General features: G+C 43.8%; 20 protein-coding genes. 12 read left to right on the forward strand and 8 right to left on the reverse strand.

The features are described from left to right. Positions 1–332 precede the first annotated feature (332 nt). Positions 333–2,237: an adenylate/guanylate cyclase domain-containing protein gene (locus RMZ95_RS20215; RefSeq protein ID WP_322682331.1), complete on the forward strand. Its 1,905-nt coding sequence runs from the start codon at positions 333–335 to the stop codon at positions 2,235–2,237. Between the two features lie 211 nt (positions 2,238–2,448). Here the strand turns inward: RMZ95_RS20215 and RMZ95_RS20220 are convergent, their stop codons facing one another. Continuing rightward, positions 2,449–3,624 carry a homospermidine biosynthesis protein gene (locus RMZ95_RS20220; protein WP_322682330.1) on the reverse strand — a complete coding sequence of 392 codons (1,176 nt, stop codon included), beginning with the start codon at positions 3,622–3,624 and terminating at the stop codon, positions 2,449–2,451. Positions 3,625–4,507: 883 nt separating this feature from the next. On the opposite strand from RMZ95_RS20220, the gene RMZ95_RS20225 reads away from it, so the two are divergent. The 4 genes from RMZ95_RS20225 (at position 4,508) to RMZ95_RS20240 (ending at position 11,772) form a co-directional block, all read left to right on the forward strand. Continuing rightward, positions 4,508–6,859, forward strand: coding sequence for a family 2 encapsulin nanocompartment cargo protein terpene cyclase (locus tag RMZ95_RS20225; RefSeq protein WP_322682329.1), 2,352 nt, complete (start codon positions 4,508–4,510; stop codon positions 6,857–6,859). A 93-nt stretch (positions 6,860–6,952) separates the two neighbouring features. Next, positions 6,953–8,359, forward strand: coding sequence for a family 2B encapsulin nanocompartment shell protein (locus tag RMZ95_RS20230; RefSeq protein ID WP_322682328.1), 1,407 nt, complete (start codon positions 6,953–6,955; stop codon positions 8,357–8,359). Between the two features lie 369 nt (positions 8,360–8,728). Further along, positions 8,729–10,135 carry a family 2B encapsulin nanocompartment shell protein gene (locus RMZ95_RS20235; RefSeq protein WP_322682327.1) on the forward strand — a complete coding sequence of 469 codons (1,407 nt, stop codon included), beginning with the start codon at positions 8,729–8,731 and terminating at the stop codon, positions 10,133–10,135. Between the two features lie 83 nt (positions 10,136–10,218). Then, complete coding sequence (locus RMZ95_RS20240; protein WP_322682326.1) at positions 10,219–11,772, forward strand: NAD(P)H-hydrate dehydratase; 1,554 nt, start codon at positions 10,219–10,221, stop codon at positions 11,770–11,772. A gap of 46 nt (positions 11,773–11,818) precedes the next feature. Here the strand turns inward: RMZ95_RS20240 and larC are convergent, their stop codons facing one another. Then, entirely contained in the window at positions 11,819–13,105 is a 1,287-nt protein-coding gene (gene larC, locus RMZ95_RS20245) for a nickel pincer cofactor biosynthesis protein LarC (protein ID WP_322682360.1), read from the reverse strand. 182 nt (positions 13,106–13,287) lie between these two features. On the opposite strand from larC, the gene RMZ95_RS20250 reads away from it, so the two are divergent. The 3 genes from RMZ95_RS20250 to RMZ95_RS20260 all read left to right on the forward strand — a co-directional run bounded on the left by RMZ95_RS20250 (position 13,288) and on the right by RMZ95_RS20260 (position 16,504). Further along, on the forward strand, positions 13,288–13,947 hold the full coding sequence (locus RMZ95_RS20250; protein WP_322682325.1) for an L-threonylcarbamoyladenylate synthase: 660 nt from the start codon (positions 13,288–13,290) through the stop codon (positions 13,945–13,947). A gap of 405 nt (positions 13,948–14,352) precedes the next feature. Further along, positions 14,353–15,573: a HetZ-related protein gene (locus RMZ95_RS20255; protein ID WP_322682324.1), complete on the forward strand. Its 1,221-nt coding sequence runs from the start codon at positions 14,353–14,355 to the stop codon at positions 15,571–15,573. 454 nt (positions 15,574–16,027) lie between these two features. Continuing rightward, positions 16,028–16,504, forward strand: a complete 477-nt coding sequence (locus RMZ95_RS20260; protein WP_322682323.1) for a PD-(D/E)XK nuclease superfamily protein — start codon at positions 16,028–16,030, stop codon at positions 16,502–16,504. On the opposite strand, the gene RMZ95_RS20265 is transcribed toward RMZ95_RS20260, so the two are convergent. Next, complete coding sequence (locus RMZ95_RS20265) at positions 16,476–17,333, reverse strand: DNA adenine methylase (RefSeq protein ID WP_322682322.1); 858 nt, start codon at positions 17,331–17,333, stop codon at positions 16,476–16,478. The two genes, RMZ95_RS20260 and RMZ95_RS20265, sit on opposite strands and share 29 nt — an antisense overlap. A 165-nt stretch (positions 17,334–17,498) precedes the next feature. Here RMZ95_RS20265 and RMZ95_RS20270 point away from each other — a divergent pair, with 165 nt between their 5' ends. The 3 genes from RMZ95_RS20270 (at position 17,499) to RMZ95_RS20280 (ending at position 19,571) form a co-directional block, all read left to right on the forward strand. Continuing rightward, positions 17,499–17,705 (forward strand): DUF751 family protein, encoded by a 207-nt coding sequence (locus RMZ95_RS20270; protein ID WP_322673395.1) that lies wholly within the window; start codon positions 17,499–17,501, stop codon positions 17,703–17,705. Between the two features lie 119 nt (positions 17,706–17,824). Continuing rightward, complete coding sequence (gene rbfA, locus RMZ95_RS20275) at positions 17,825–18,244, forward strand: 30S ribosome-binding factor RbfA (protein ID WP_322682321.1); 420 nt, start codon at positions 17,825–17,827, stop codon at positions 18,242–18,244. A 1,090-nt stretch (positions 18,245–19,334) separates the two neighbouring features. Continuing rightward, positions 19,335–19,571, forward strand: a complete 237-nt coding sequence (locus RMZ95_RS20280; RefSeq protein WP_094347157.1) for a DUF4327 family protein — start codon at positions 19,335–19,337, stop codon at positions 19,569–19,571. Positions 19,572–20,096: 525 nt separating this feature from the next. Here RMZ95_RS20280 and RMZ95_RS20285 read toward each other — a convergent pair. Both RMZ95_RS20285 and RMZ95_RS20290 read right to left on the reverse strand, forming a co-directional pair. Further along, positions 20,097–20,450: a hypothetical protein gene (locus RMZ95_RS20285; protein ID WP_322682320.1), complete on the reverse strand. Its 354-nt coding sequence runs from the start codon at positions 20,448–20,450 to the stop codon at positions 20,097–20,099. A gap of 340 nt (positions 20,451–20,790) precedes the next feature. Beyond that, on the reverse strand, positions 20,791–21,537 hold the full coding sequence (locus tag RMZ95_RS20290) for a 3-oxoacyl-ACP reductase family protein (RefSeq protein ID WP_322682319.1): 747 nt from the start codon (positions 21,535–21,537) through the stop codon (positions 20,791–20,793). Positions 21,538–21,627: 90 nt separating this feature from the next. Here RMZ95_RS20290 and RMZ95_RS20295 point away from each other — a divergent pair, with 90 nt between their 5' ends. Beyond that, complete coding sequence (locus tag RMZ95_RS20295; protein WP_322682318.1) at positions 21,628–22,236, forward strand: TetR/AcrR family transcriptional regulator; 609 nt, start codon at positions 21,628–21,630, stop codon at positions 22,234–22,236. Positions 22,237–22,756: 520 nt separating this feature from the next. On the opposite strand, the gene RMZ95_RS20300 is transcribed toward RMZ95_RS20295, so the two are convergent. The 3 genes from RMZ95_RS20300 to cbiD form a co-directional block, all read right to left on the reverse strand. Then, positions 22,757–23,161: a response regulator gene (locus tag RMZ95_RS20300; RefSeq protein WP_322682317.1), complete on the reverse strand. Its 405-nt coding sequence runs from the start codon at positions 23,159–23,161 to the stop codon at positions 22,757–22,759. A gap of 595 nt (positions 23,162–23,756) precedes the next feature. Beyond that, positions 23,757–25,379 carry a glutamine-hydrolyzing GMP synthase gene (gene guaA / locus RMZ95_RS20305; RefSeq protein ID WP_322682316.1) on the reverse strand — a complete coding sequence of 541 codons (1,623 nt, stop codon included), beginning with the start codon at positions 25,377–25,379 and terminating at the stop codon, positions 23,757–23,759. Between the two features lie 228 nt (positions 25,380–25,607). Next, positions 25,608–26,723, reverse strand: coding sequence for a cobalt-precorrin-5B (C(1))-methyltransferase CbiD (gene cbiD / locus RMZ95_RS20310; RefSeq protein ID WP_322682315.1), 1,116 nt, complete (start codon positions 26,721–26,723; stop codon positions 25,608–25,610). Between the last annotated feature and the right edge of the window lie 118 nt (positions 26,724–26,841).

A 26,841-nucleotide genomic window follows, 5' to 3' on the forward strand; every position in this document is an offset into this window, starting at 1 on the left:
TATCTTAAAAAGATTAATCAAGCTTATTTAGTTTAAATGGGTAAGCAAGTTTGTAGTAAGGACTAAAGTGCTTATTATAAAACCTCTTGCACTAGCTTAGACATTGGACTAGTACAGCACAACGGAAATCTAGCTACTATCTCAATTAACTAGATAAGTTGCTCTGAACAATTTATTAAAGGTAGGCAAATTTCCGCCACAGCGAACTAGTAGTTTTTGCTCAATTATACTCGATTAAGGTGAAAAAAATAGCACACTTAATCAAGTAATATAAACTTAGTAAAAAAATATTTTGGAAAAACAGGCTTGTATATTAATCAAACATTAATTACATGGAACAAGTCATTACTTCAATGCCAGATGCTTTGTTAGTAACCAGTAATTCAGGAAAAATAAAAAAAGTAAATCATGCTGCTCAACAATTATTTGGTTTTCAGGAAGAAGAATTAATAAATCAACCAATATCATTAATTATTGATGAGGATCAATTTTTAATTAAAGCTATTTGTCAACATTTTTATTTAAAGCATAATGCCCAAAATCTAGAAGTGGTTTGTCGAACCAAAACTAGAGAGAAACTGTTGATTGCTTTTTCTTGCTCAGTGATTCCCAAAAAAACAGAAGGGCTAGAAGATATTGTCTATATTGGTCGGGATATTACTGCTTGGCAACGCCGAGAACAGCGTACAAGTGCCCAGTATTCTATTACTCGCATATTATCAGAATCACAAAGCATAAAACAGGGAATTCCCCAAATTTTGCAGTCGATTTGTCAAAACTTGGGATGGGATTTAGGCGAACTTTGGACACCAAGCCAATATATTGGCACTTCCCTACAAGGAGATAGTCTTAATGCAGTACTAAGGTGTGTAGAAATTTGGTCAAGTCGATTAGTTTCTGTCCGAGAGTTTAAAGCAATCACTTGGCAAACTACTTATATACCTGGTGTTGGCTTACCTGGTCGAATTTGGATCGGGCGTTTACCTTTGTGGATTAAAGATATCACAGTAGATGGAGATCAAAGGCGATCGCTACCGGCTGCGGAGGCTGGATTGCACGCAGCTTTTGGCTTCCCCATTTTAGACGATAGTGAAATCTTAGGAGTAATGGTTTTCTTTAGTCGGGAGTTACTACCAAAAGATAAAGACCTATTGCAAATGATGGGTTCTATTGGTAGCCAAATTGCCCAATTTATCAAACGCAAACAAGCAGAAGACGCTCTTGTGGAAAGTGAAGAACGATATCGAGATTTATTTGAAAATGCTAATGACTTGATTCAATGTGTCAATCCATTTGGTCGGTTTTTATATGTCAATCGTGCATGGCGAGAAACTTTGGGATATAGCGAAGCTGAAATTGCGAATATGAGTGTTTTTGATATTATACATCCAGAGTTCAAACAAGGCTGTTTGCAAAGATTTTATCGCGTACTATCAGGAGAAAAACTTGGGCAAGTAACAGCTATATTCGTTACTAAAGACGGTCAAACAATCTTTTTAGAAGGTAATATTAATTGTAAATTTGTTGAAGGTCATCCAGTTGCGATTCGCGGCATTTTTCGCAATGTAAGTCAGCGAGTAGCAGCAGAAGAAGCACTTCGTTATCAGCAGAAAGAAACCGAACGTTTATTGCTGAATATTTTGCCAGTCGCAATTTCTAGAGAAGTGAAAGAACAACCAGCTAAAATTGCCGAAGATTTTGCTGATGTCACAGTTTTATTTGCAGATATCATTGGCTTCACCGAAATTGCTACTTCTATGAGTGCAATTCAACTGCTGAACCTACTCAACCCAATTTTCTCAGTTTTCGATCGCCTCACCGAACGATATAGTTTAGAGAGAATCAGAACCATTAACGATGCCTATGTGGTGGTTGGTGGCTTACCTACACGCCGCCAAGATCGTGCTGAAGCGATCGCTTTGATGGCACTGGATATGCAAACTGCGATCGCTCTATTTAATACTGAGAATAACCAAAATTTCAGCATCCGTATCGGCATCGATAGCGGTTCGGTAGTAGGGGAAGTCATCGATCTGAATAAGTTTACTTATGAATATAAAGACACGGTAAACATCGCTCGCTCTATGGAATCGCAAGGTATTGCTGGTAAAATCCAAGTTACAGAAAATACTTATAAGTGCTTGTGCGATGAATTTGTATTTGAAAAACGAGGCGAAATTGAAGTTAAAGGTAAAGGGAAGATGACAACTTATTTGTTGATTGGACGGAAGGGATGAGGGCATTGGGCATTGGGCATTGGGCATTGGGCATTGGGCATTGGGCATTGGGCATTGGGAAGAGACAAGGTAGACAAGAAAAAAGGAAAAGACTTGTTCAATAATTCCCCCTTGTCCCCTTGTCCCCTTGTCCCCTTGTCCCCTTGTCCCCTTGTCCCCTTGTCTCCCCTGCTCCCCTGCTCTCCTGCTCCCCTGCTCCCTGCCTATCCCCTTAGTGAGTATTCGGAATCAGCCGTCCACAGGGATAAGTTGCTGTTGGCTGTGAAGCACTTTCAGCAACTGCTGCTGGAACTCGATCTGATGGTTGGGTTTTGGCTGCTAGATAGTCTTTTTGCAGTTTATCTAAAATGGCTTCTCGCCTGTCGTATATACGCTTCAGGGGACGAGGCTGACATTTGTTTAACACATACGCACTCACCAGTGGTAGAGCGATCGTGCTATCGGTATAACAAACTATTGTGTTAGGTAACTCATCCGGGTCAATTTTACCCCAGCTGACAGCTTCCGATGGGGTCGCCCCAGATAAACCGCCTGTATCTGGACGTGCATCGGTAAACTGCACAAAATAATCGTGTCCTCGTTCTTCCAACCCCAAAACTTCGTGAAGTTGCGGTTGAGTTTGTAGCAAAAAGTTTTTAGGACTACCGCCACCAAGAATTACAGCCGCACTTTTACCTCCTGATTCACGGGCATTATATGCGATCGCGGCTGTCTCATTCACGTCAATTGATGGATCTATTACCAACTGCGAACCTTCCAATGCTAAAGCCGCCACGTTCATCCCAATTGAACTATCTCCTGGAGAAGACGTATAAATCGGTACGCCATACTCATAAGCTGTAGCTAGCAAGCAGGAATGCTGCACACCCAATTGCTTTTCTACTTCTCGGACATATTTACCTAGTAAATGGTGAAACTCAGCCGTTCCCATCCGCTTTTGAAACGCTTCTCCTTGGAGAATCTTGCGGATGAACGCATCAGTTTCTAGCAGCACATCGTAACCAAAAATAATGTCATAAATGCGGATCGTGCCTTCTTGGCGAAGTTTCACATCATCCAAAAACGGATTACCAGCAAAGAGTTCAAAACCCAAACCATAGTGCATATCGTGGTAAAGATTTGCACCAGTGCTAATCATCCAGTCAATAAAGCCGTTGCGAATTAAAGGTGCAAGCGCTGAAACCCCAAATCCTGCTGGCGTCATCGCACCGGAAAGGCTAACTCCCACGGTGACACCTTCCGTTAGCACATCGCGACTCAGTAGTTGGCAAATTTCCCGTAACCGCGCTGAGTTGTAAGCGGTGAAGTATCGATCGATCAAATCCACCACACTGATATCATTTGATATAGGTGTGGGTGCAATTTTTTGACCCAGCTGTTTAGACATTTTGGTACTCCCTAACAGTAAACACGCCGAATCTAATGGTATCTAGCTTTCAGCCAAAGTGACAGCAATACTTTTTTACCACTAGCTTGAAAAAATAAGTGAGCAGTAGGAGAAGAAAACTTTTTCAACCCTTTTGGGATTTTCTTATGATTAGCTGTCTTGAAACCTTATAAGTATTTCACAGGCATATTAGTCACATTGCTGCAAAATCGCACCATAGCTTTACTAGCACTGGGTTGTAATCCAGTGTGTGCGATCGCTTTTTCGGTTTTGGAATAGTGATGCCTTAATGGACATTAGTTGCAAAAATTAACAATTAGTATTTTTTCTTTAATAACTATCTTAAATCTTTTAACTATCTGCTTAACTGTCTTAACTGTCTTCTAATTCTTCAATTTTTGATTTAACTATTTGTTTAACGGTCTTAACTGTCTTAAGTGTCTTCTAATTCTTCAATTTTTAATTTAACTATTTGCTTACAGCTTCAATGTACGGCTTGCTTTTTATTTACAACTATGAAAAGTTATGAGAACACCACAATCTAGTAATTAAAATTTATTTGCCAACAACTCCAAATATTAGTCCTATAGTTCGTTACTTAGATTATGAGCAGAATGGCACTAAGATATCAGCAAATCCAGTATTCATAAGACTTTTGGGTGTGGTGTGTCGGGTGTCGGGTGTAGTGACGAAAAAGTTTATTAATGTTCGCACTTGTTGTTCATTTTCTTGATTTGTTCCCTACACCCGACACCCTACCCCCTACACCCTGCCCTGACTAGGTTTCACGTTTTCTTAGTGCCATTCGATTATGAGCATCTTAATAATATTATCGCCTTGAAACGAGCCACCACAAGCAAACCAAATGTGGGGATCTAACTGGATGGTGATGATACTTGCGAACTGCAACAATGCTCAGATCGTCCACGAAATAAAGATAGAAGAAGACTCCAGAGGAGGTTTAGCGCAGATCATGCAACCCTTTGAACTGCCAGAATTTTACACGCCTTGGCCCGCACGGCTGAACCCAAACCTGGAAGCGGCACGAGTCCATTCCAAAGCGTGGGCTTACGAGATGGGGATACTTGGCTCAGAAGAAGAAGCACAAAGCTCGGTTATTTGGGATGAACATACATTCGATGCCCACGACTACGCCTTGCTTTGCTCTTATACCCATCCAGATGCGCCGGGAGCGGAGCTTGACTTAGTAACCGACTGGTATGTTTGGGTATTCTTCTTCGACGATCACTTCCTAGAAATCTATAAGCGCACCCAAGACATGGCTGGGGCAAAGCAGTATCTTGACCGACTGCCAGCGTTTATGCCAGTGCATCCCACTGATACCCCTTCCGTTCCGACCAACCCAGTAGAGCGCGGCTTGGCTGATTTGTGGTCTCGCACCGCCTTTACTAAATCTGTGGACTGGCGACTTCGATTCTTTGAGAGTACCAAGAACCTCCTAGAAGAGTCTTTGTGGGAACTCGCCAATATCAACCAAGATCGGGTCGCCAACCCCATCGAATACATCGAAATGCGCCGCAAAGTTGGTGGCGCTCCGTGGTCAGCGGATCTCGTCGAACACGCCGTGTTTATAGAAATTCCGCCCCAAATCGCCTCAACTCGGCCAATGCGTATCCTCAAAGATACGTTTGCCGATGGAGTGCATCTTCGCAACGACCTATTTTCTTATCAGAGAGAAGTGGAGGATGAAGGTGAGAACGCTAACTGCGTGTTGGTCTTGGAGCGCTTCTTGAATGTGAGTACCCAGGAGGCAGCCAACCTCACCAACGAACTGTTGACCTCGCGGTTATACCAGTTTGATAACACTGCTGTCACCGAGTTGCCCCCCCTGTTTGAGGAGTACGGACTAGATCCAGTGGCTCGTGTGAACGTTCTCCTTTACATCAAAGGACTCCAGGACTGGCAATCGGGCGGTCACGAGTGGCACATGCGATCGAGCCGTTACATGAATAAGGGAGGAGACAATTCTCCAACATCTACGATTCTGGGAGGCCCCACAGGTCTAGGCACATCGGCTGCGCGTATTCAATCGCTATACGCCGCCTTGGGTTTGGGAAGGTTCAAGAGCTTTACTCACATTCCATACCAGGCTGTGGGACCGGTGACACTGCCGAAGTTTTACATGCCCTTCACTACAAGCTTGAATCCCCATCTGAATGCTGCGCGGAAGCATTCCAAGGAATGGGCGCGTGAGATGGGGATGCTGGAATCACTACCTGGGATTCCTGATGCCGTCATCTGGGATGACCACAAGTTTGATGTTGCCGACGTAGCCCTATGCGGTGCATTGATCCATCCGAATGGGTCTGGTTCTGAGCTGAATCTGAGCGCGTGCTGGCTGGTTTGGGGAACCTATGCCGACGATTACTTCCCGGCACTCTACGGGAATAACCGTAACATGGCTGGTGCAAAAGTGTTCAACGCCCGACTGTCGGCGTTTATGCCTCTGGATGACTCCACCCCCAGCGAGGTTCCAACCAATCCAGTGGAAGCCGGCTTGGCAGATATTTGGTCTCGCACAGCAGGCCCCATGTCCGCAAATGCGCGGACTCAGTTCCGCCGGGCGATTCAGGATATGACTGATAGCTGGGTGTGGGAACTCGCCAACCAGATCCAAAATCGGATTCCCGACCCGATAGATTATATTGAGATGCGCCGTAAGACCTTTGGCTCGGATCTGACCATGAGTCTGTCCCGACTAGCTCAGGGCAACGAGATCCCGCAGGAGATTTACCGCACCCGAACAATGCGATCGCTCGATAATTCCGCCGCCGACTACGCCTGTTTTACCAACGATATCTTCTCTTATCAAAAAGAAATCGAATTCGAGGGTGAAATCCATAACTGTGTGCTGGTCGTTCAGAATTTCCTCAACTGCGGTAAACCACAGGCCGTTGAAGTTGTCAACAACCTGATGACTTCTAGGGCGCTACAGTTTCAACACATCGTCGCCACCGAGCTGCCAGTTCTTTTCGATGATTTCGACCTGGATGCAAGTACCCGCGAAAAACTGCTCGGATACGTCAAGAAACTAGAGCAGTGGATGTGCGGCGTACTCAAATGGCATATAACGGTAGATCGCTATAAAGAATTTGAATTGCGTAGTACGTTAGCAGGGCGGCTACTTAGCGGGCCCAGAGGGCTGGGTACTTCAGCTAGGCGTATTGGCTCGTCGATCGGTCAGGGGAGTCTCAAGTCATTACTCGGTCAATGAAGTTAGGTTTTCTTGTCGGTGAGTTAATTCAAGGTCAGTATGCGATCGCGTGAGATCAATTTTTTTAGTAACTAAAAAGTGGAGGATTGAGTTGTGACTTATTCTAACGACCCCAATTTGGTAGAAGATCGGCAGCCCCAGTTAACTTTAAGTACAGCGGCGGCGCGTAATTTGGCGACAACAGCCAAATCTGCACCGCAGACTCAGGAAATTACATCGCGGTGGTTATTGAAGCTGTTGCCGTGGGTGCAGACGAAAGGTGGCGCTTATCGAGTCAACCGTCGGTTGAGTTATGCCGTGGGTGATGGACGGGTGACTTTCACCAACACTGGAGCTGCGGTGCAGGTGATTCCTCTGGAACTTACTGAGTTGCCCTTGCTGCGAGGGTTTAACAACCTTGACGTTTTGATCGGATTAGCAAACCAGTTTGTTCAGCAGGAGTATGCTCCAGATGATGTAATCGTCGAACTTGGTCAGCCTGCCGATCGCGTGATTCTGATTGCTCGTGGCAAGGTAAACAAGATTGGTGTTGGCAAGTATGGCGAGCAGATCGTGTTCGATGTGCTCGCTGATGGCGACCATTTCGGTGATGAAACTGTGGTGCAGTCCGAGGATACTTGGCAGTACACCCTCAAGGCGATTACCAGAACCATCGTTTTGTCGCTACCCCAAGCGGTGTTTGAGAGGGCGATCAATCAGTCTGAGGCGTTGCGAACTCATGTTGAACAGTTCCGCGTTCGCCTGAGCCAGCCACAGACTCCCCAAGGTGAAGCCGCCATTGAACTGGCAGCCGATCATCCCCAAGAAGCTGAGTTGCCGGGAACCTTCGCCGATTACGAACTCACACCGAGAGAATATGAGTTAAGCATTGCTCAAACGGTGTTGCGAGTAAGTACGCGGGTAGCCGATCTTTATAACGAACCGTACAACCAGACAGAAGAACAACTGCGGTTGACTATCGAGGCATTGCGGGAACGTCAAGAACACGAGTTGCTCAACAACCGCGAATTCGGGTTGCTGCACAACGCTGACCTCAAACAGCGTATCTACAGCAGTAGCGGCGCACCTACTCCCGACGACTTGGACGAACTGTTAGCGACGGTATGGAAGGAGCCGGGATTCTTCCTAGCTCACCCCCGCACGATCGCTGCCTTCGGTCGTGAGGCCAACCGCCTGGGTCTCTATCCACAAAGCGTAGATGTGAATGGCGTTCAGGTCACATCTTGGCGCGGCGTACCCATCTTTCCTTCCAGCAAGATCCCCATCACCAATAACCGCACCAGTTCTATCCTTTTACTCCGCACTGGTGTAGAAAAACAAGGGGTAATCGGCTTACATCAAACTGGTATCCCCGATGAATACCAACCCAGCTTGTCTGTTCGATTCATGGGCATCAGCGAAAAGGCAATCATCTCCTACCTCGTCACCGCCTACTACTCCGCAGCCGTCCTCACTCCTGACGCACTTGGCATCCTCGAAGATGTTGAAATCGGGCGCTAAATATCAGGAGTGCTGAGTGTTGAGTGCTGGTGCTGAGTGAGTAAAATTAGCGCTGACTAGACCTCTTGCATAAATCAAAAATAAGAAAGAACCCCACCCCGCCAAAGCTACGCTTTGTCTCCCCTCCCCGCAAGCGGGGAGGGGTTGGGGGTGGGGTGTTAGGAACTTTTGCAAGAGACTCCATGAGCTGCGCTCACAAGGAACAATGAAAATAATCTGGGAATGATTTTGCGTTGTTTCAGCCTCTATTTTTAAGGCAGGTCTACTGTTGATACTCCGCAAGAAAGTAGGCGGTCTTTTAACTCAGCACTTGGAACTCAGCACTCAGCACTGAATGGCACTTTTATTAATAACTAAGAGGATGAGGTGATGACGGATTTTATTGAATCAAATTTAAATGTTGAGAGTGGACAACCTCAACTGAGTTTGAGTAAAGATGCTGCGCGTAATTTGTCCACGACCACCAAATCTGCACCGCAAACGCAGGAAATTACCTCACGATGGTTGTTGAAGATGTTGCCGTGGGTGCAAACGAAGGGTGGGACTTATCGAGTTAACCGTCGGTTGACCTATACGGTGGGTGATGGACGGTTAAGTTTCTCTAACACCGGAGCCGAAGTGCAGGTGATTCCCCAGGAACTTGGTGAGTTGCCCTTGCTGCGAGGATTTGACGACACCGAGGTGCTGAGGGCGTTGGCAAGTCGGTTTGTTCAGCAAGAGTTCGCGCCTGGTGATATCATTGTCCAGTCAGGTCAACCAGCCAATCAGCTTTTTTTGATCGCACATGGCAAGGTAAACAAGATTGGTATTGGCAAGTATGACGAGCAGCCTCTATTGGATATGCTAGCTGACGGTGATTATTTTGGCGATCGCGTGTTGGTGGAGTCAGAAAGCAATTGGAAGTTTACGGTCAAAGCTGTGACCCGATGCACGGTATTGGCGCTACCACAACAGGCATTTCGAGAACAGCTCAACCAGTCGCCGGCGTTGCAGGCTCAGGTTGAGCAATTTAGGATTCGCGCAGAACTTCCACAAAACAAGTATGGGGAAGCTGCGATCGCGTTGTCAACCGATCATAGTCAAGAGACGACGTTACCAGGAACATTTGTTGACTACGAACTCTCACCCCGCGAATATCAGTTAAGCATTGCTCAGACTGTGTTGCGAGTAAGTACTCGCGTTGCGGATCTGTACAATCAACCATACAACCAGACGGAAGAACAATTGCGGCTGACGATTGAGGCATTGCGGGAACGTCAAGAATACGAGTTGATCAACAACCGCGAATTTGGATTGTTGCACAACGCCGACCTCAAACAGCGCATCTACACCCGCAGCGGCCCCCCCACTCCCGATGACCTGGATGAATTAGTCACCCGTCGGCGGAAGCCGAGGTTCTTCTTGGCTCATCCCCGCACTATTGCAGCCTTCGGTCGCCAGTGCAACCGTCGAGGCATCTATCCAGACACCATAGACATGGATGGGAGCAAAATAATCACGTGGCGCAATGTACCGATTCTTCCCTGTAACAAGATCCCGATTACTAAGAATCAGACCAGTTCTATCCTTATACTCCGCACTGGTGAAAAAGATCAGGGCGTGATTGGCTTACATCAAACTGGTATCCCGGACGAGTACCAACCCAGTTTGTCTGTCCGATTCATGGGCATCAGCGAAAAGGTCATTATCTCTTACCTCGTTACTGCCTACTACTCCGCAGCTGTCCTCATCCCCGACGCACTTGGCATCCTTGAAGATGTGGAAATCAGTTTGTAACTTTTTTGAGTGGAATATGAGTCAATTTTGGTAGTGTCAAAATAAGAGTTAATACGAAACTCATAACTCACCACTCAAGACTGATGCAAGATAGGCAAGAACAAATTTCGCAAGTGGTAGTGACTGCTGGACAGATGCGCGATATTGAAAAGCGGATCTTTGCAGCGGGAATGCCTGTAGTTGCTTTGATGGAAAAGGTAGCGGGATTAATTGCTCGTCGCATTCCAGAAATTCCTGCAAACACCCCTTTGTTAAGGGAATCTCGTGTGGGAATTCTTGTCGGCCCCGGTCATAATGGTGGCGATGCTTTAGTCGTAGCTCGTGAATTATACTTTCGCGGGTATGAGGTTTGGATTTATTCTCCTTTTTCTAAGCTTAAAGAATTAACTTCGCAGCACTTGCAATATGCCCAGAGTTTGGGCATTCCAATTTATCAAACAATTGAACAACTACCAGATTCTGATTTGTTGATTGATGGCTTGTTTGGATTTGGTTTAGAAAGAAACCTGACCGATCCCATCGCCTCTGCAATTAATCAGCTAAATGAATTATCTATACCGATTTATAGTATCGATTTACCTTCAGGTTTACACACCGACACAGGCGAAGTCTTGGGAACTGCCATTCGCGCCACTCACACATTTTGCTTAGGTTTATGGAAACTCGCTTTCTTCCAAGATCGGGCGTTGGAATATCTCGGTAAAGCTGAGTTAATCGATTTTGATATTCCTTTAGCTGATGTGGAAGCTGTTCTCAAAGATGCACCTAAAATTAAACGTATTACACGAGCAAAGGCACTTGCTACTTTACCTTTACCCCGTCCAGCAGTTACTCACAAATATAAGGAAGGACATTTACTGCTGATTTGCGGTTCGCAGCGCTATGCAGGTGGGGCGATTTTAACTGGTTTGGGTGCTAGGGCTAGTGGTGTCGGGATGCTTTCGATTGCCGTACCCGAATCCTTGAAATCTCTTTTGGTGTCACACTTGCCAGAAGCACTAATTGTCGGTTGTCCAGAAACGGAAAGTGGAGCCATCGCCCACCTACAATTACCACAAAACACCGATCTGAGTTCCTTTAATGCGATCGCTTGTGGCCCCGGTTTAACACGAGATGCTACGCCCATTGTCCAAGAAGCGATCGATAGCAATCGCCCTTTGCTACTCGATGCCGATGGTTTAAATATCTTGGCACAAATGGGAGCGATCGCCACATTAAAAAAACGCCAAGCAGTAAGCGTACTTACACCCCACACTGGCGAATTTGAACGATTGTTTCCTGATGTCGCCGATGCCAAACATGACAAAGTGAAAGCAGTACAGGAAGCTGCCGCCGAAAGTGGGGCGATAGTATTGTTAAAAGGGGCAAGAACTGCGATCGCCAACCCTCAAGGTGACGTTTGGATTGTTCCTGAAAGCACACCTGCCTTAGCGCGTGGCGGTAGCGGCGACGTGTTAACTGGTCTACTGGGTGGATTGTTGGCGCAAACAGCAATGAAGCAGATTCCCGTAGAAGATATTGTGGCAACTGCCGCATGGTGGCATTCCCAAGCAGGTATAATAGCCGCCCAAGAGCGTAGCGAATTGGGTGTAGATGCGTTTACATTGACACAATATTTGCTAAAAACTCTAACTTAGTCAAATTCCTCGTTCCCAGTCTCCGATTGGGAACGAGGAATTGGGATCAGGCATCGATCATCAAATACCAACGCTGTAGCGCCAACTGGTGAATTTCGCGCCAGGGAATATTATGTTTTCGGGCTAAGTCTGCACAATCTTCATATTCTGGCTGCACATTTGCAATAACTTTTTCTGGCGATTGCCCTTTCCATGCTACTTTGACACGCACTTTGCCATATTCCGTTTCCACTTGTTGAATTTCCCGTTGTAAAATGGCGCGTTGCTGAGTTGTGCGCCGAATGCCTAAAGTTGTAGTTTCGCGGAAGATGACAGCTTCACAACTGAGTAAATTTTCTGGATGACAAATCACAGTTAGCAAAATTCCCAGACGCGACTTTTTCATACCGATCGCTTGGGTAAAAACATCCAGCGCACCAGCAGCAAACAACGCCTCAAACGCATAGCCAATCGCTTGTGGATTCAAATCATCAATTTGGGTTTCTAATACCGAGATGGTTTCCAAATTTGAGCTAGTTTCTTCAGAATCACTGAAATTTGACTGCAAACTTGCGCTTTCACCCAACCAGAGGCGTAAAATATTGGGAATGGGTAAATTGATGGTTCCTGCTCCCAATCCTATCTGCTTGATAGCGATCGCAGGTGGTGAACCAAAATCTCTTGCCAAAGTAGTGGCGATCGCGGCTCCTGTTGGTGTTACTAATTCTCTGTCAATGCCATTACTATAAACTGGACAACCCCGCATTTCCCACAGCTTTAATACCGCTGGTACTGGTACTGCCATCTGACCATGTGCAGCCCGAACAGTGCCGCCACCAGTCGGAAACGCCGAGCAGTAAAGTAGGGGCAATCCTTCATCATTGCTCGCAATCCCCAACCAATCCAACCCCAGGCAAGTACCCACAATATCTACGATCGCATCTATAGCACCCACCTCATGAAAATGAACTTTTTCAGGTGCAATGCCATGCACCGCCCCTTCTGCCACCGCTAGCTGCCGGAATACCGCCAAACTCCAAGCTTCTGCCCTTGATGGCAACCCTGCTTTGAGAATCATCTGCTCTATTTCTGGCAAGTGGCGTGTGTGATGGTGACTGTGTTCGCCATCGTGGTGATGGTGATGGCGATCGTGTACTAAATCCACATGGACTTTAGTCGCCTGTTGACCATTCCGTTGGACAAGTTCTGTCCTTAACTGATATTCCTGTTCAATATCCAAACCATTAAGTTTTTCAATTAAATACTCCACAGGAACACTCAAACTTACCAAAGCACCCAGGCACATATCACCAGAAATTCCTGTCGGACATTGAAGATAAGCAATTTTATTCATAATAAATTTGTCATTAGTCATTAGTCATTAGTCATTAGTCATGGGGCATTGGGCATTGGGCATTGGGAATTGATCGATAATTAATAGTTCTTCTTCCCCTGCTCCCCTGCTCCCCTGCTCCTTGGTCACTGAACGTAGCCGAAGTGCTGCTCCCCTGCTCCCCTACTCCCCCTCCCCGTCCTATGGCAAAAATTTTCCCAGTTCATCCGGATAATCCTCAAACTCGCCGAATAGAGGAAATAAAGTCGGCGCTCTCTAGTGGCGCAGTCATGCTTTACCCTACTGATACAGTCTATGCCATCGGTTGTGATTTGAATGCTAAGTCGGCGGTAGAACGAGTGCGGCAAATTAAACAGCTAGCAAACGATAAACCATTGACATTTTTATGTCCCTCGCTTTCAAATGTGGCAACTTATGCCTTCGTAAGTGACACAGCCTATCGGATTATGAAACGCCTGATTCCAGGGCCATATACGTTTTTGCTCCCAGCTACGAAATTAGTACCGCGATTGGTGCAAAGCCCCAAGCGGAAAACTACTGGAATTAGAGTACCAAACCATACTGTATGTTTGGAGTTGCTGGCAGCATTGGGCAATCCGATTATTTCAACTTCAGCACATCTGCCACCAGATGAAGCAGATAATGGCATAGTTCGGATAGATCCAGAAATTGTTCAGTCGCGGGTAGAGCTATTCGATCGTTTGGACAAGTTGGTAGACATAATTGTAGACACTGGTGAAGAACCTACTTATGAAGTATCTACCATCCTGGATATGACCGGAGACGAAGCAGCAATTATACGGAGGGGTTTAGGTTGGGAAGCAGCAGCAGCATGGGTATAAAAATTCCACTTCACAGGCGCACCTTTCCGTTTCGGAAATTGTGATAAAAATAACTCCAGTTTTAAAATTGTCATATTTAAAAGCGATGTCTAGGATGGGCTGTTCGGTGAAACAGTGGATATAAGAGGATGGTGGCAAAACTTGGCACAGTAAGGTATTTGACAACTTTAAGAAAATGGCGGGTACTCTTGTGCCAGCGTTGAGATGGTGGCTTGTGAAGAAAACCGACACATTGCCATAACTGTAACTCTTTCGTATTTCCTATAGTTTTGATATATGAGCTTTAGATGTGAGCATTATATACGGCAAGTCTTGATGGATGAATGCCTAAAGATTCACAAGCCTTGGACAGCCTTGATTGCTGTGTCTGCGTTGTAATTACGGTGCAATACTACTGGAAAAGTCATGAAAGCTAACGTCGTCAATCTACCAAACTCTACACCAATTTTTGAGAACCACGTTTCAACTGAAGAATTTTCACATAGCAGCAGCGATCGCTTGATTCAATTGCTGTCTGAAGAAATGCAAGCGCAAGTGAAAGCAACACCCAAGTGCGTAGAAGCTTTAGCAAAGCGCATAGCCGTAGAAGTAGAACGCATTTGCGATAAAAGCTCCCGCATTCAAACATCTGGGGAAATCAAGTCCTGGCAGATGACGTTGGGAAGGCATCGGATGCAAAAATGCTTACGTTATTACCAACTGGGTTCCAAACAAGGGCGGGTGGAATTACATAGCAATTTGGGTGCTATGGTTTACCGTCATGTAACTATGTCCGGCTCTGAGTTGGGCTTTGATGCTCGTTACAGCCTGATTGAAGATTTTTTACAAGCATTTTATATCGAAGCAATCAAAGCTTTCCGCAGAGAAAACGAACTACCAGAGAATCACACACCGCGCACTCAGCTGCAATTAGCTGAATACATGGCCTTTACAGAACAGTACGCCAAACGCCGGATCAATTTACCTGGTGGTGCAAACCAGCAATTGATTATCTTGCGGGCCCAAGGTTTTGCTCGTCGTCAGCCCCAAGAAACGACCGTGGATATTGAAATGGCGGTAGAGTCTGCTAAAGGTGAAGAAGCAGAATCTTACCAGCGTAACTCGGCGGTACAGCAACTGCGATCGCAAATGATTGCCCAAACTAATTTCGATCCATCTGAAGAATCAGAACGCGATCGCGTCATCACTGAATTGATGAAATACCTAGAGTCTCAAGGTCAATCTGATTGTATGAACTACCTCAGTTTGAAACTTCAAGACCTCTCAGCCCCAGAAATTGACCAAATTCTCGGTTTAACTAGCCGTCAACGCGATTATCTCCAACAACGCTTTAAATACCACGTAGAAAAGTTTGCCAAACAACACCATTGGCAATTAGTACATCAATGGTTAGGTGCGGGTTTAGAGCAAAAATTGGGTTTATCTTCCCAGCAGTGGGAAATCTTTGTAAATCAACTCACAGAACAGCAACAGCAAATATTAGAGTTAAAAACTGCACGAGAAAATGACGTTGCGATCGCCAAGACCATCAAATGCACCCCCAAACAGCTACAAAAGCGCTGGACTCAACTTTTAGAAATAGCATGGTCTATCCGCAACGGTCATACTGAGGCACAAACAGGTTGAAGCTAAGGTGAAATAACTAAAAAACATTATCGAAGCTTATGACTGGGAAGAGGAGCGCGAATTTAGCTTATACACTAAATACAAAATTTAATTAATTCGTAGCGAATTCTTTGTGTGCCTCTGCGCTTCCCTCTGCGTCCCTACCCTTCAGGAAGGCGTTCGCGTAGCGTCTCGTAGAGAAGCGTCTATGCGTTTAAATTTCACCCCTCAATTCGCCGCAATCTTCCACAAATAACTCTTATCTGAATTTATCTAAATTACTAACTCCTCCCTCATCCAAATTATTAATACATTTGTATTTATTTAGTACAAAAATACCAATATTTTTCGATTTTTCACCTATTAATCCAACTACGTTTAGCCAAAATCAAAAATTCATATTAAGCAACTGAAGCTTTTTTACTGCTTCTGTGAAATCCTATAATAAGCAGGACTTTTGGCAGAGGGATTGAAGATGGCTCTGACTCAAGGCGGACGGGCAAATAAGTCTGGGAATATTTTAGAAGCAAATGTAGAAGCAATCTTGCATGGACATAATTATTTCCAAGTAGGGAACTATGTCCAAAAAGAATTTATACTAAATGCTACTTTATTGCCAAAACGTTATGGCAAAGAAGTCTATATTGGAACTGGAATTTATCATACTTATCTGAAGGTTGATTTTTATGTTGTCGGCTCATCTGCAATGCCGTCTGGTTTAATTTTCGAGTGTAAATGGCAAGAAAGTCCTGGTTCGGTTGATGAAAAATTTCCTTACTTGAACATGAATATTCAGCACTATTACCCAGCACCAACTATCGTAATTTTAGGCGGTGAAGGTATGCGAGAAGGCGCAAGCAAATGGCTGAAAGCAAGAGTTAATGATAACCATAATTTATTAGCAGTTTATAGCTTAGATAGATTCATTGCTTGGGCAAATAAAAATCTTTAGAAGATGTAATTAATAGTTCGTTAATAACACCTCTCTTTTTTATTTTTGAGTTAATTGAACGCGCTGCTTTAATTTGGTAAGTTTCAAAATTGATATCAGTATAAATTTTTTGAATAAATTCACTATCAGAATTGCATACCATAACTTTGACACCACGACTTGCTAACTCTGCACAAGTATCTCTTAAAAGTTCTTGGTCTTTTTGACTAAAAGAATTTTGACTATAAGCAGTGAAATAGCTAGTATCACTGATAGGATGGTAGGGCGGATCAAAAAATACAAAGTCATCACTGCTAGTCGCATGATTTAGAACTTCTGTAAAATCTGCTTGTTTAATTTCTGCATGGAAAAGTGCTTCAGAAGCAGCTTTTAGTAAAACCTCAGCACAAATATTGGGATTGTCATATCTGCCTAATGGCACATTGAATTTTCCCTGTGAGTTGACTCGATAAAGACCATTAAAACAAGTCTTATTAAGATAAATTAGACGAGCCGCTTTTTCTATATCAGTACCACTAGAGTTGTTTCTGACACTATAATAATAATCTTTATTATGTTGGATTTTATGCTGTTTTAATAGAGAAATTAATTCTTCTACACGGTCTCTAACACAACAATAAGTGTTAATTAACTCGGCATTAATATCAGTTAAAATGGCTGCACTTGGTTGGAGATAGAAAAAAACAGCACCACCACCTAAAAATGGCTCATAGTAATTTTTATAACTCTTGGGAAAATAAGGAATATATTGCTGTATCAACCGACTTTTACCCCCTGCCCACTTCAAAAATGGACGCGGACTAGTCTCCTTCGAGGCTTGAATAACCATTTACTTACAATTTAACTGAAAATAATTATGACTAAATAAAGCCAATATAACCGACAAGCCAAATTTTAGATTAACTGGCTAATTTTCCAGCCGCATATATTACAATTGAGTAGATAAAGCATATCAAAACAAACGTAAGTATATAACAAGGCAGTTTAAATTCAGATGTTTGACGGATTTTGGGATAACGTTTTTCGCTACCCCCGGTACTTAATTACGATCGTCTTAGGCTTGTTTTTGAACACCTTTGCGCCATTAGTGCCATTGTTGAAACGCCCTATCACCTCGATCGCTATCTTGGGTTTATTTGTGAGCAGCCTAGTCTTCCTTACTTTCACTCTACGGGCAATGCTGGGCTTGAGTCCAATCTAGACTAGCGTTATATCGGGGCTGTGCCCCACAGACGGTTGCTTTTGGCGTTGCTCCCGCTAAGTACTGTCTATTCTGTATCTATTTTTGTCGTACAACCTCTGTGATGAGGCGAAATTTTTATGGCTACAAATCGTCGGGTTTCCCGCGTTGCTGAACTGATCAAACGGGAAGTTAGCCAAATGCTGCTTAACGGAATTAAGGATGACCGTGTTGGTACCGGAATGGTCAGTGTGACTGATGTTGATGTTTCCGGCGACCTGCAACACGCCAAAATCTACGTCAGCATCTATGGTACAGATGAAGCTAAGGTAGAAACAATGGCAGGCTTAAAGTCGGCTACAGGTTATGTCCGCAGCGAACTGGGGGCGCGAGTACGGCTACGTCGTACACCAGAGGTGATATTTCTCGAAGATCGCTCTATAGAACGCGGTAATAAAGTATTAGCACTACTAAATCAACTTAACCACGATCGCCCGCCAGAAAATCTGCAAGCAGTAGAAGACAGCACTGTTCAAAATGATGAAGAATTCTCCGAATAAGTAACTAAAACAACAATGTAACTTCAGAACAATTAATCTCAGCAAATCCGCCAAACAGTTTACAGACGTGACTAGATCGCGTCTGTTTTAATGTGAACATAACCTAATTCAGCAAGACACTTCTCTTCTTTTAGGCGAAACAAGGTTTAAACATCAGACTTTTTGGCATTTGTGGGGAAAAGGGGAAGGGTTAAAGGGTAAAGGTATGGAATTTTCCCAAACCCAGTAACCTTTAACCTTTCTCCAACCGGAAAGCAAAAGCTACTTTTGCAAGATGTCTATTCTTCCTTGCTAAAACTCCATTCCTTGATGGGTGGAATATTCACTAATTCTGAAATTCTGACTCCTGTTTATGTATGTCCTGATTATGAATTAGAGTATTACTCGACCCAATACTACTCGCTTTGTGCATTTTGAACTCAGAATTTGGTTTGGGGAAAAGGTTACTGGGGTTGGGTTAAAGGTTTTTTCTTTCCCTTTTCCCTTTAACCGACAAGTATTGTTACTCGACCCTTTTACAGATGTTTTTCAAAAGAAAATTGGATGGTGTTAGTGCTGAAATTAACTAAGAAAATACAGGCTTACTTAAGAAATTGTTAACAGATGCTATAGTTCAAGCCTTCGTACTATACTTTGTCCGTTATGTTTTGCAACAATTTATACCCTAATAACTGACAAATATTATTGTGTTGCTTACCTTAGATGAATAACCCGCAGTTGTAGATCCAGCTTTTAAGGTGATTATTTGATATGTAAGCGATGGCGATATAAACCCTTCCTACCCACCAAATCTTGTCTAAATACAGTAATGGCAAGACTTTCAGACTTGTGGCATCAAAGTCATACAGTTACATAAGCAGGTTAAGTTAACTACTGGGAATTTTTTTTGTAAAGCGGATTTTCGACAAATGTCAGGATTCGTTGACTTTCTTAACATTTCTTGAGATAATTTCAGGAGATGTAGCGTCAAAATAAAAATAGTTCCGTATAGCAAACTACAAAATCTTAGCCACAAGTCTAATTTCTGTAATGTTTGTTCCTAATTTTTAACGGGAACACTATCGTAAGTGTTAATTTGTGAGTAAAAACCATGAGTGTGAATACGGTGCCTTCTATCAATTACTACTCTCTAGATGTGATTCAAGACGAAGCACGCCGACTGGTGCAAAAGGGAATGGTTAGCCGACAACAGCCAATATATAGCCTCTGCCAATACATTCCAGCGAGAGAGTGGGTTTGCGTTGAATGTGAATTAGAGAAATGTGACTTTTTGTTACGCGATCGCATTGGCGACCTAATTGGTCGCGAACAGTGGGACAACGACTAATCAATGTTTGATGTTGGGTTTGGGATTGGGAGTTTGTTTTTGATGTGTGGATTTCACCATCAACGATTCAACCCTCAATCTAGGGGAATAATCTCTAGTTTTTTGATGAGCATTACTCTATATAGAATCTTGCGTTATTGATTAATACAGAAGCATTTGAGTCTGAATTTATACAACTTTTCAAGTTAAAGAAGGCATCAAAACCATTTGTTCTGTACATTTGGTGTCACGGCTTGAGTTTAGTATGTAAATTCTGTGAAGTTCCTACATCGATCCGATAGAAGTGTAGGAACTTCACTTTTGACTCGCAATTTATGGCATCGCTTCCCTCAAGTAAGTGATAAGCTGCTTGCTGTTCAAAACCAAAATCCGTCTAGAAAAGTTTGCTAAGTCGGGCTAACCGACACCAGTTGCGACAACAAAGGGAACTTCGCCAGCAACTGGCTCAACTTTCACAAAATCCAAAATTTTTATAGTATTTTTTCTGAAAAAATCTCGAAAAGAACAGAAAAATTGGATGAACTATTATCCTACTTGCTCTAAATATTGATTAATGTCTTCAATGATGCGAGTAAGTTCAGCCTCAGTAGTCAAGCGAATGTTGACATTGCGGACAGTCAGCAAAACCTTGGCTGCGAAAGGTGTTGGCCAGATATTAGGATTACAAAAAACTTCTAAAAATACTTCACCCGTATAACGATATTCCAGGGGAGGCTGGGGAGTGACTCTACCACCGCCAGGAGTGGGTTTAGCGGCGATCGCTTTTAGGCGTTCCATCAGTTGATCCGTTGCTGCCTTTAATTCTCGTGCTGCTTGGGCTGAAAAACTGAAAGAGACTGAACCCTCAATCAAGTTCAATGTTAGAGGAATTGAAGACATATTTTTTTGATTAAAACTTCTTGATAAGTACTTATATTACCGGAATAAGGGGTTTGAATCCCACTCTGAGAGTTCCCGATATCTTCTTCAAAGACCATTATTACCGTTGCGGGTAATTCGTTAGTCTGTCAAGACAAGTATTCTGTCCTGGGTAAATAAGTTTGTAGTAAGTTAGCGCGGTCTTCTCCCAAAGGGAGAGGCTAGCGTCAAGGGGGTTTCCCCCATGAGCGACTAACGAACCCGTTCGCGCATCGTCTTTGTTAGGATGAAGTGCTTACTACGTAACAGCTTTCATTGGCTTGCAATCACAGTATTACCTGGTCGTTTTGTTACCGCCGAATTAGGCTGCGAAGCCACCATCAATGTTCAGACTCGCACCAGTAACGAAACCGGCTTCTGCACTGGCAAGATAGGAAACCATGTCGGCTACTTCTTCACTCCGACCATAGCGCTGGAGGGCAGTCATACTTCTCATAGTGTCGGCAAAGGAACCCTCCGCTGGGTTCATGTCGGTATCCACCGGGCCGGGTTGGATATTGTTTACTGTGATGCCACGAGGGCCGAGATCGCGGGCCAGACCGCGCGTAAAACTTGCGATCGCACCCTTGGTCAAAGCATAGACGGAACCACCAGCAAATGGCATGATGTCACTGTTGACGCTGCCAATCATAATAATCCGTCCGCCCTCGCCAATATGGCGGACAGCCTCTTGAGTTGCCACAAACACGCCCTTAATATTAACCGCGATGATTCGGTCAAAATCATCTAATGAGAACTCGTCGATAGTAGCCAAAGTGGCGATCCCCGCATTGTTCACGAGGATATCGAGACGACCAAAAGCTTTTACAGTCTCGGTGACAGCATTTTTCACCGCTTCAGCATTGGCACTGTCGGCGCGAATAGCCAAAGCTTGCCCACCTGCTGTTTCGATCGCTTGCACCACCTCATCGGCTTTTTGCGGCGAGCTAGTGTAGGTGAGGGCAACAGCTGCGCCATCCTGTGCAAGACGTTTAGCGATCGCTGCCCCCAAACCGCGTGAGCCACCTGTTACCAATGCCACCTTTCCAGTAAGTTTTTTGTTGCTCATAGTATTTTTTTGTCGTTAAACTTTTGTATCGTCTGGTATAGATATAAAGCATGGGGGTAAGCCTGTCAAGAAATTATTATACTGATGAGTATGAAACAGGAAAAAACCACTGCCGCCATAGGCCGACCCCGCGAGTTTGATACCGATGAAGCGCTCAATCGTGCAATGTATGTGTTCTGGCGCAAGGGTTATCTAGGCACATCCCTCTCGGATCTGACCGAGGCTATGGGCATTAATCGTCCTAGCCTTTACGCCGCCTTTGGGAACAAAGAATCTCTATTTCGCAAAGTGCTGGCTCGCTATGCCGACGGGCCATCAGCTTATCTTCGTGAAGCTCTCAAAGAGCCAACTGCGCGCCAGGTCGCCGAGAAGATGATGCACGGGGTCGTTGACTTAGGAACCGATCCGCACAATCCACCCGGATGTCTCTGGGTTCATGGCACGCTTTCATGCGGAGATCCAGCCGATCCGATCCGACAGGAATTGTCTGCACGCCGAAAATCGAGTGAAGCTTCTGTGCGTAAGCGGTTCGAGCAGGCGATTTCGGAGGGCGACTTGTCGGCTGATTCCGATCCAGCGGCTCTCGCCCGCTTTGTCGTGACGGTCAATTGTGGAATATCAGTTCTGGCGGCAACCGGAGCTACCCGAACGGAACTCCTGCGGGTTGTGGAGACAGCGTTGCAAGCGTGGCCGCAGTAAAGATAGTGCCTATTTGGTATCACATGGGGAAACTGTCAGATTTCGCTCCTCAAATTTTGACAATTTTCTGAAAAAACTATGAGCTTCCTTATCTTTATCAAATAGTAAATAACACTCATTAAGCCGATCGGTTATTTAGAGGAAATACAGACTACTGATGGTTTTTATAATGCTCGCAAATCTTATAAGTAGCGAACGCTCATAAACAAAGAAAAAGAAAACTCATTTTTAGTCTAGAATCTTTGTCAAACATAACATCGTTTCAAATCGAGCAGATAGAAAAATGAGAGAGTATACAGATAAATAAACTAACAGACTTAAATAGATAATTGTTTATTTATTTTTAATCAAAGGTAAATTTTAGTTAATGTCTAAATGAGAAAATTTCCATCTAAGTACGATCGGGTTTACACTCAAACAAACTTATAACTCTCAAATAACCAATTCACTTTTAGATGAGGAACATGAGGCAGATAAGGCAAATAATAAATAAAAACCGACAAATGACTGCATTTTTGTGTTAATTCTTATAAGAAGCAACCAAATCTGCGACGATCGCAACTAGTTCTCCGGGATCGACTGGTTTAGGCACATGAGTTTGAAAACCCGCTTCCAAAGCACGGCTACGATACTCGCTATCACCATAAGCAGTTAAAGCGATCGCGGGAATTTTTCCATAAATATCAGGCTTTAGTGCTCGGATCTTGCGGATCAGGGTATAGCCATCTTCATCAGGCATTGCAATATCACAAATCAAGACATCTGGTTGCAACTCAGGTAATACTTTCAATGCTACCGCTGCCGATGCAACTGCCATAATGGTGGCTCCATCAGCTTCCAACACAGTAGTAATGTAAAAGCGGCTATCATCATCATCATCAACTACGAGGATGTTTAAGCCAGCAAGGGGAAGAGCAGGTTCCATAACATCTCCATTAATGTTGATCGAATGAAATGTATTTCCAATGAGCTGCTTATTTTTTCTCTATCACCATACCATTGGTAATTTTACTGCGATCGCGCCTATTTTCCTAGAATATAACTCAATTTGTCTAGTCACCATTTAATTGATACTTAATTATTCACTGGTATTTATAATTATTGACCGGATAAAATTATGTTATTGTTTAAATTCCTTTACATTAAAAAATTAACTTTAACGAATAGTTAAAGTTTAAAAATAATCTTGCTAACTACTGACTACTTTATTACTAACAGGTTTGGATTCAATACTCTTCGGATAAACCCAATAATCTCTTTTTTGGTCTGGGGAAAGGTTAAAGGGCAAAGGGGGAAAGGTAAATTCAAACCCTTTCTTTTTCTCCTTTTACCCTTACCCGAAAAGTATTAGGTTTGGATTTTGATGGAGCTTGAAAAAAGTCAAAAAAATAGACAATGCCGAATCTTAAAACTAGTCAGGTCGGCATTATCATTTTTAAATCAATACAGTTCAAATCAGCTCAAAACCTAGATGTAGAGACGCAATTTCTCGCATCTTTAAAGACCAACTCAAAGCTTGATTACTCCCATTCAATAGTTCCAGGTGGCTTAGAGGTGATGTCATAAACCACGCGATTCACCCCTTTTACCTCATTCACAATTCGAGTAGAAATCACTTCCAAGACATCATAAGGCACTCTTGCCCAATCAGCAGTCATGCCATCTTCACTAGTAACAATCCGCAAAACAATGGGATAAGCGTAAGTACGTTGATCTCCCATAACGCCAACACTACGAATCGGTAGCAATACAGCAAATGCTTGCCAGAAATCATGATACATACCGCGTTGGTTAATTTCTTGCCGCACAATCAAATCAGCATCGCGCAAAATATTTAACCGTTCAGATGTAACTTCCCCCAGAATCCGAATTGCTAAACCAGGCCCAGGAAAAGGTTGCCGTTGAACAATTTCTTCTGGTAAACCAATGGAACGCCCAAGTTTGCGGACTTCATCTTTAAATAGTTTCCGCAGTGGTTCCACCAATTTAAATCTTAGGTCTTTGGGCAAACCGCCAACATTGTGATGACTCTTAATTTTCACCGCTACCCGCTCACCAGTTTGCGGATCTACATTGGTGTCCGCAGATTCAATCACATCTGGATAAAGAGTTCCTTGAGCTAGATAGTCAAAGTGACCGAGGCGCTTGGATGTTTCCTCAAATACACTGATAAATTCGTGTCCGATGCGGCGGCGTTTTTCTTCTGGATCTGTGATTCCAGCAACTTTAGCCAAAAAGCGATCGCGGGCATTAACATATTCAACAGGAATGTGAAACTGTTCTTGAAACAGCTTTACCAATCGCTCTGGCTCATATTTTCGCATAAAGCCTTGATCGATAAACACGCAAGTCAGTTGCTCGCCAATCGCTTTGTATAGCAAGAAAGCTAGGGTAGAAGAATCCACTCCACCAGACAGCGCCAATAGTACCCGTTTTTCACCAACTCTGGCGCGAATTTCTCGAATTGCTTCTTCGACAAAAGCCGCTGTTGTCCAAGTGGGTTCACAATCGCAGATATGGTAGACAAAATTACGGATTAATGCTAGACCACCAACAGAATGCACCACCTCTGGATGGAACTGAACGCCGTAAAGTTTCTTTTCGTGGTCAGCGATCGCAGCACAGGGAGTATTTTCTGTATGTGCTAGCAATTCAAACCCTGATGGCATTTGGATAACTGAGTCTCCATGACTCATCCACATAGTAGTGCCATCTTCAACATTAGTAAGCAAATCTGTAGGGTCGTCAATATATAATGAGGCTTTGCCGTATTCACCTCGATCGGCCTTTGCCACTTCCCCACCAAGTTGGTTTACCATCAACTGCATCCCATAGCAAACACCCAAAATGGGTATTCCCAAATTCCAAATTTCTGGGTCACAATGGGGAGCGTTATCACCATAAACTGAACTTGGCCCACCTGAGAGAATTATTCCCTTGGGATTAAGTTGGCGCAAATGTTCAGAAGTAGTGCGATAGGATAAGACTTCCGAGTATACTTGAGTTTCGCGGATGCGACGGGCAATCAACTCAGAATATTGAGAGCCAAAATCCAAAATTACAATCAATTGGCGATCGAGCCGCCCAAAAGTTTCCAATGTTTGGGGCGCTTGTTCTGTTGGTAGAGTCACCGCTGTATTCATGACGGGAGTGTTATATCTGTTAAGGATAAATAGATGCTTTGTGGTTTATGGTGATGCTATTATCCAGCCTGGATAGGCTGATAATGGTATAGAAAGCCTTGACAAACGCTAGTTTACGTGCATTTGTCAAACCCCGGAGTTGGAGATGGTATTAAAACGATAAATCTACCCTAGAGTGGTTACTTAAAGGATTATTTTTTTGGATTGTTTACGATTATTCATAATAAATTAACATAATTTTCCGATCAACAGACCAGCAGTTTTACTCTTCACGATAATTTTGCGATCGCGATCGAAGAGAATAGAGCCACAGACTGTTACTTTTTTGCCGCTTTCGCTATGGCTTTGAATGTATTCTTGAGAACGAACATCGATAGTTTCGGCGATCGCACTGTAAACTTTATTTACCCAATCACTACCAGTTGCAGCATCTAGGGATTTTAGGTATGTTAGTGCTGCTTCGGCGGTTGCACTGTTAAACACAGCTTGGATATCTGGTGATTTTAAACCTGCGATCGCACAGTGCGCTGACAAAATTTCTCGCCGTCCATCAGCCAAGTAATGATGGGTATGAAAAATCCCGCCAGCCAGCTTTATCAGCTTACCGTGATAGCCAAATAATAAGATTTCTTTTACACCCAGCACATCAGCTTCTACTAACATTGGGCCGAGCCAGTTAGCAGTTTTGACTAATTGTTCGGGATTAATCCCTAGTTTACGCGCCAAATCTAGACCATTCTCTCCGATACAAAATACTAAACTCTCAAAACGACTGGCTTTATTTTGTAATTCCGCCCGAAAAACTGCAAGCTGATCTGGTGTACTCAAGGGTTGAGAAATGCCGGTTGTGCCTAAAAGCGAAAGTCCTTCAACCACACCAAAGGCAGAATTTGAAGTGCGAACAGCAAGCGATCGCCCTTCGGGTAAAATAATCGTCACCGTGATTTTTTCCCCAGGTGCTAGTATCCGTTGCAAATTCTCTTGCAACAGCTTTTGAGCATAAGCATAAATAGCCGGCTTGTCATCAGCATTTAATTGCCTACCAATACCTTCTCCACCTTTAATAATTACTGCATCATCACCCTGTTCGCGCCATTCCACCAGCGCCCAAATCGGTGTATCTTTAGTCAAATCGAGATTATCACCAGGATCGCTGCGAGCGATCGCTAAAGCTGTATTCTCAGACAGTCCTGCTACCTGTTCAATGGGGATTTCTGCGATTTGAGCGGGTTCAATCAAATCTATAGATGCTAAAGTTAGGGTTTTGCGATCGCGTAACCAGTGTAAAGCTGCAATAGCAGCAGCGCAGGCAAAGACGGGAAGTGTGTATCCAGAACGGGACATTTTTTAAATTTAAAAATAAAAATAATTCTTCAAAAATAAAGACAGTTTCAGATGGCAATTGAGACATCAGTTGTAGCTTACTTCCTTTAGGGTAAAGTTCCCTCTTTACCTCCCTCAA

It is taken from the genome of Nostoc sp. DedQUE07 (assembly GCF_034530975.2).
In the GTDB taxonomy this organism is placed as follows: domain Bacteria; phylum Cyanobacteriota; class Cyanobacteriia; order Cyanobacteriales; family Nostocaceae; genus Nostoc.

Bases quoted from the DNA above. Each gene is read 5' to 3' on its own strand.
- RMZ95_RS20215 (WP_322682331.1), top strand. From the start codon at position 333: ATGGAACAAGTCATTACTTCAATGCCAGATGCTTTGTTAGTAACCAGT.
- RMZ95_RS20220 (WP_322682330.1), bottom strand. From the start codon at position 3,624: ATGTCTAAACAGCTGGGTCAAAAAATTGCACCCACACCTATATCAAAT.
- RMZ95_RS20225 (WP_322682329.1), top strand. From the start codon at position 4,508: ATGGTGATGATACTTGCGAACTGCAACAATGCTCAGATCGTCCACGAA.
- RMZ95_RS20235 (WP_322682327.1), top strand. From the start codon at position 8,729: ATGACGGATTTTATTGAATCAAATTTAAATGTTGAGAGTGGACAACCT.
- RMZ95_RS20240 (WP_322682326.1), top strand. From the start codon at position 10,219: ATGCAAGATAGGCAAGAACAAATTTCGCAAGTGGTAGTGACTGCTGGA.
- larC (WP_322682360.1), bottom strand. From the start codon at position 13,105: ATGAATAAAATTGCTTATCTTCAATGTCCGACAGGAATTTCTGGTGAT.
- RMZ95_RS20250 (WP_322682325.1), top strand. From the start codon at position 13,288: ATGGCAAAAATTTTCCCAGTTCATCCGGATAATCCTCAAACTCGCCGA.
- RMZ95_RS20255 (WP_322682324.1), top strand. From the start codon at position 14,353: ATGAAAGCTAACGTCGTCAATCTACCAAACTCTACACCAATTTTTGAG.
- RMZ95_RS20260 (WP_322682323.1), top strand. From the start codon at position 16,028: ATGGCTCTGACTCAAGGCGGACGGGCAAATAAGTCTGGGAATATTTTA.
- RMZ95_RS20265 (WP_322682322.1), bottom strand. From the start codon at position 17,333: ATGGTTATTCAAGCCTCGAAGGAGACTAGTCCGCGTCCATTTTTGAAG.
- RMZ95_RS20270 (WP_322673395.1), top strand. From the start codon at position 17,499: ATGTTTGACGGATTTTGGGATAACGTTTTTCGCTACCCCCGGTACTTA.
- rbfA (WP_322682321.1), top strand. From the start codon at position 17,825: ATGGCTACAAATCGTCGGGTTTCCCGCGTTGCTGAACTGATCAAACGG.
- RMZ95_RS20280 (WP_094347157.1), top strand. From the start codon at position 19,335: ATGAGTGTGAATACGGTGCCTTCTATCAATTACTACTCTCTAGATGTG.
- RMZ95_RS20285 (WP_322682320.1), bottom strand. From the start codon at position 20,450: ATGTCTTCAATTCCTCTAACATTGAACTTGATTGAGGGTTCAGTCTCT.
- RMZ95_RS20290 (WP_322682319.1), bottom strand. From the start codon at position 21,537: ATGAGCAACAAAAAACTTACTGGAAAGGTGGCATTGGTAACAGGTGGC.
- RMZ95_RS20295 (WP_322682318.1), top strand. From the start codon at position 21,628: ATGAAACAGGAAAAAACCACTGCCGCCATAGGCCGACCCCGCGAGTTT.
- RMZ95_RS20300 (WP_322682317.1), bottom strand. From the start codon at position 23,161: ATGGAACCTGCTCTTCCCCTTGCTGGCTTAAACATCCTCGTAGTTGAT.
- guaA (WP_322682316.1), bottom strand. From the start codon at position 25,379: ATGAATACAGCGGTGACTCTACCAACAGAACAAGCGCCCCAAACATTG.
- cbiD (WP_322682315.1), bottom strand. From the start codon at position 26,723: ATGTCCCGTTCTGGATACACACTTCCCGTCTTTGCCTGCGCTGCTGCT.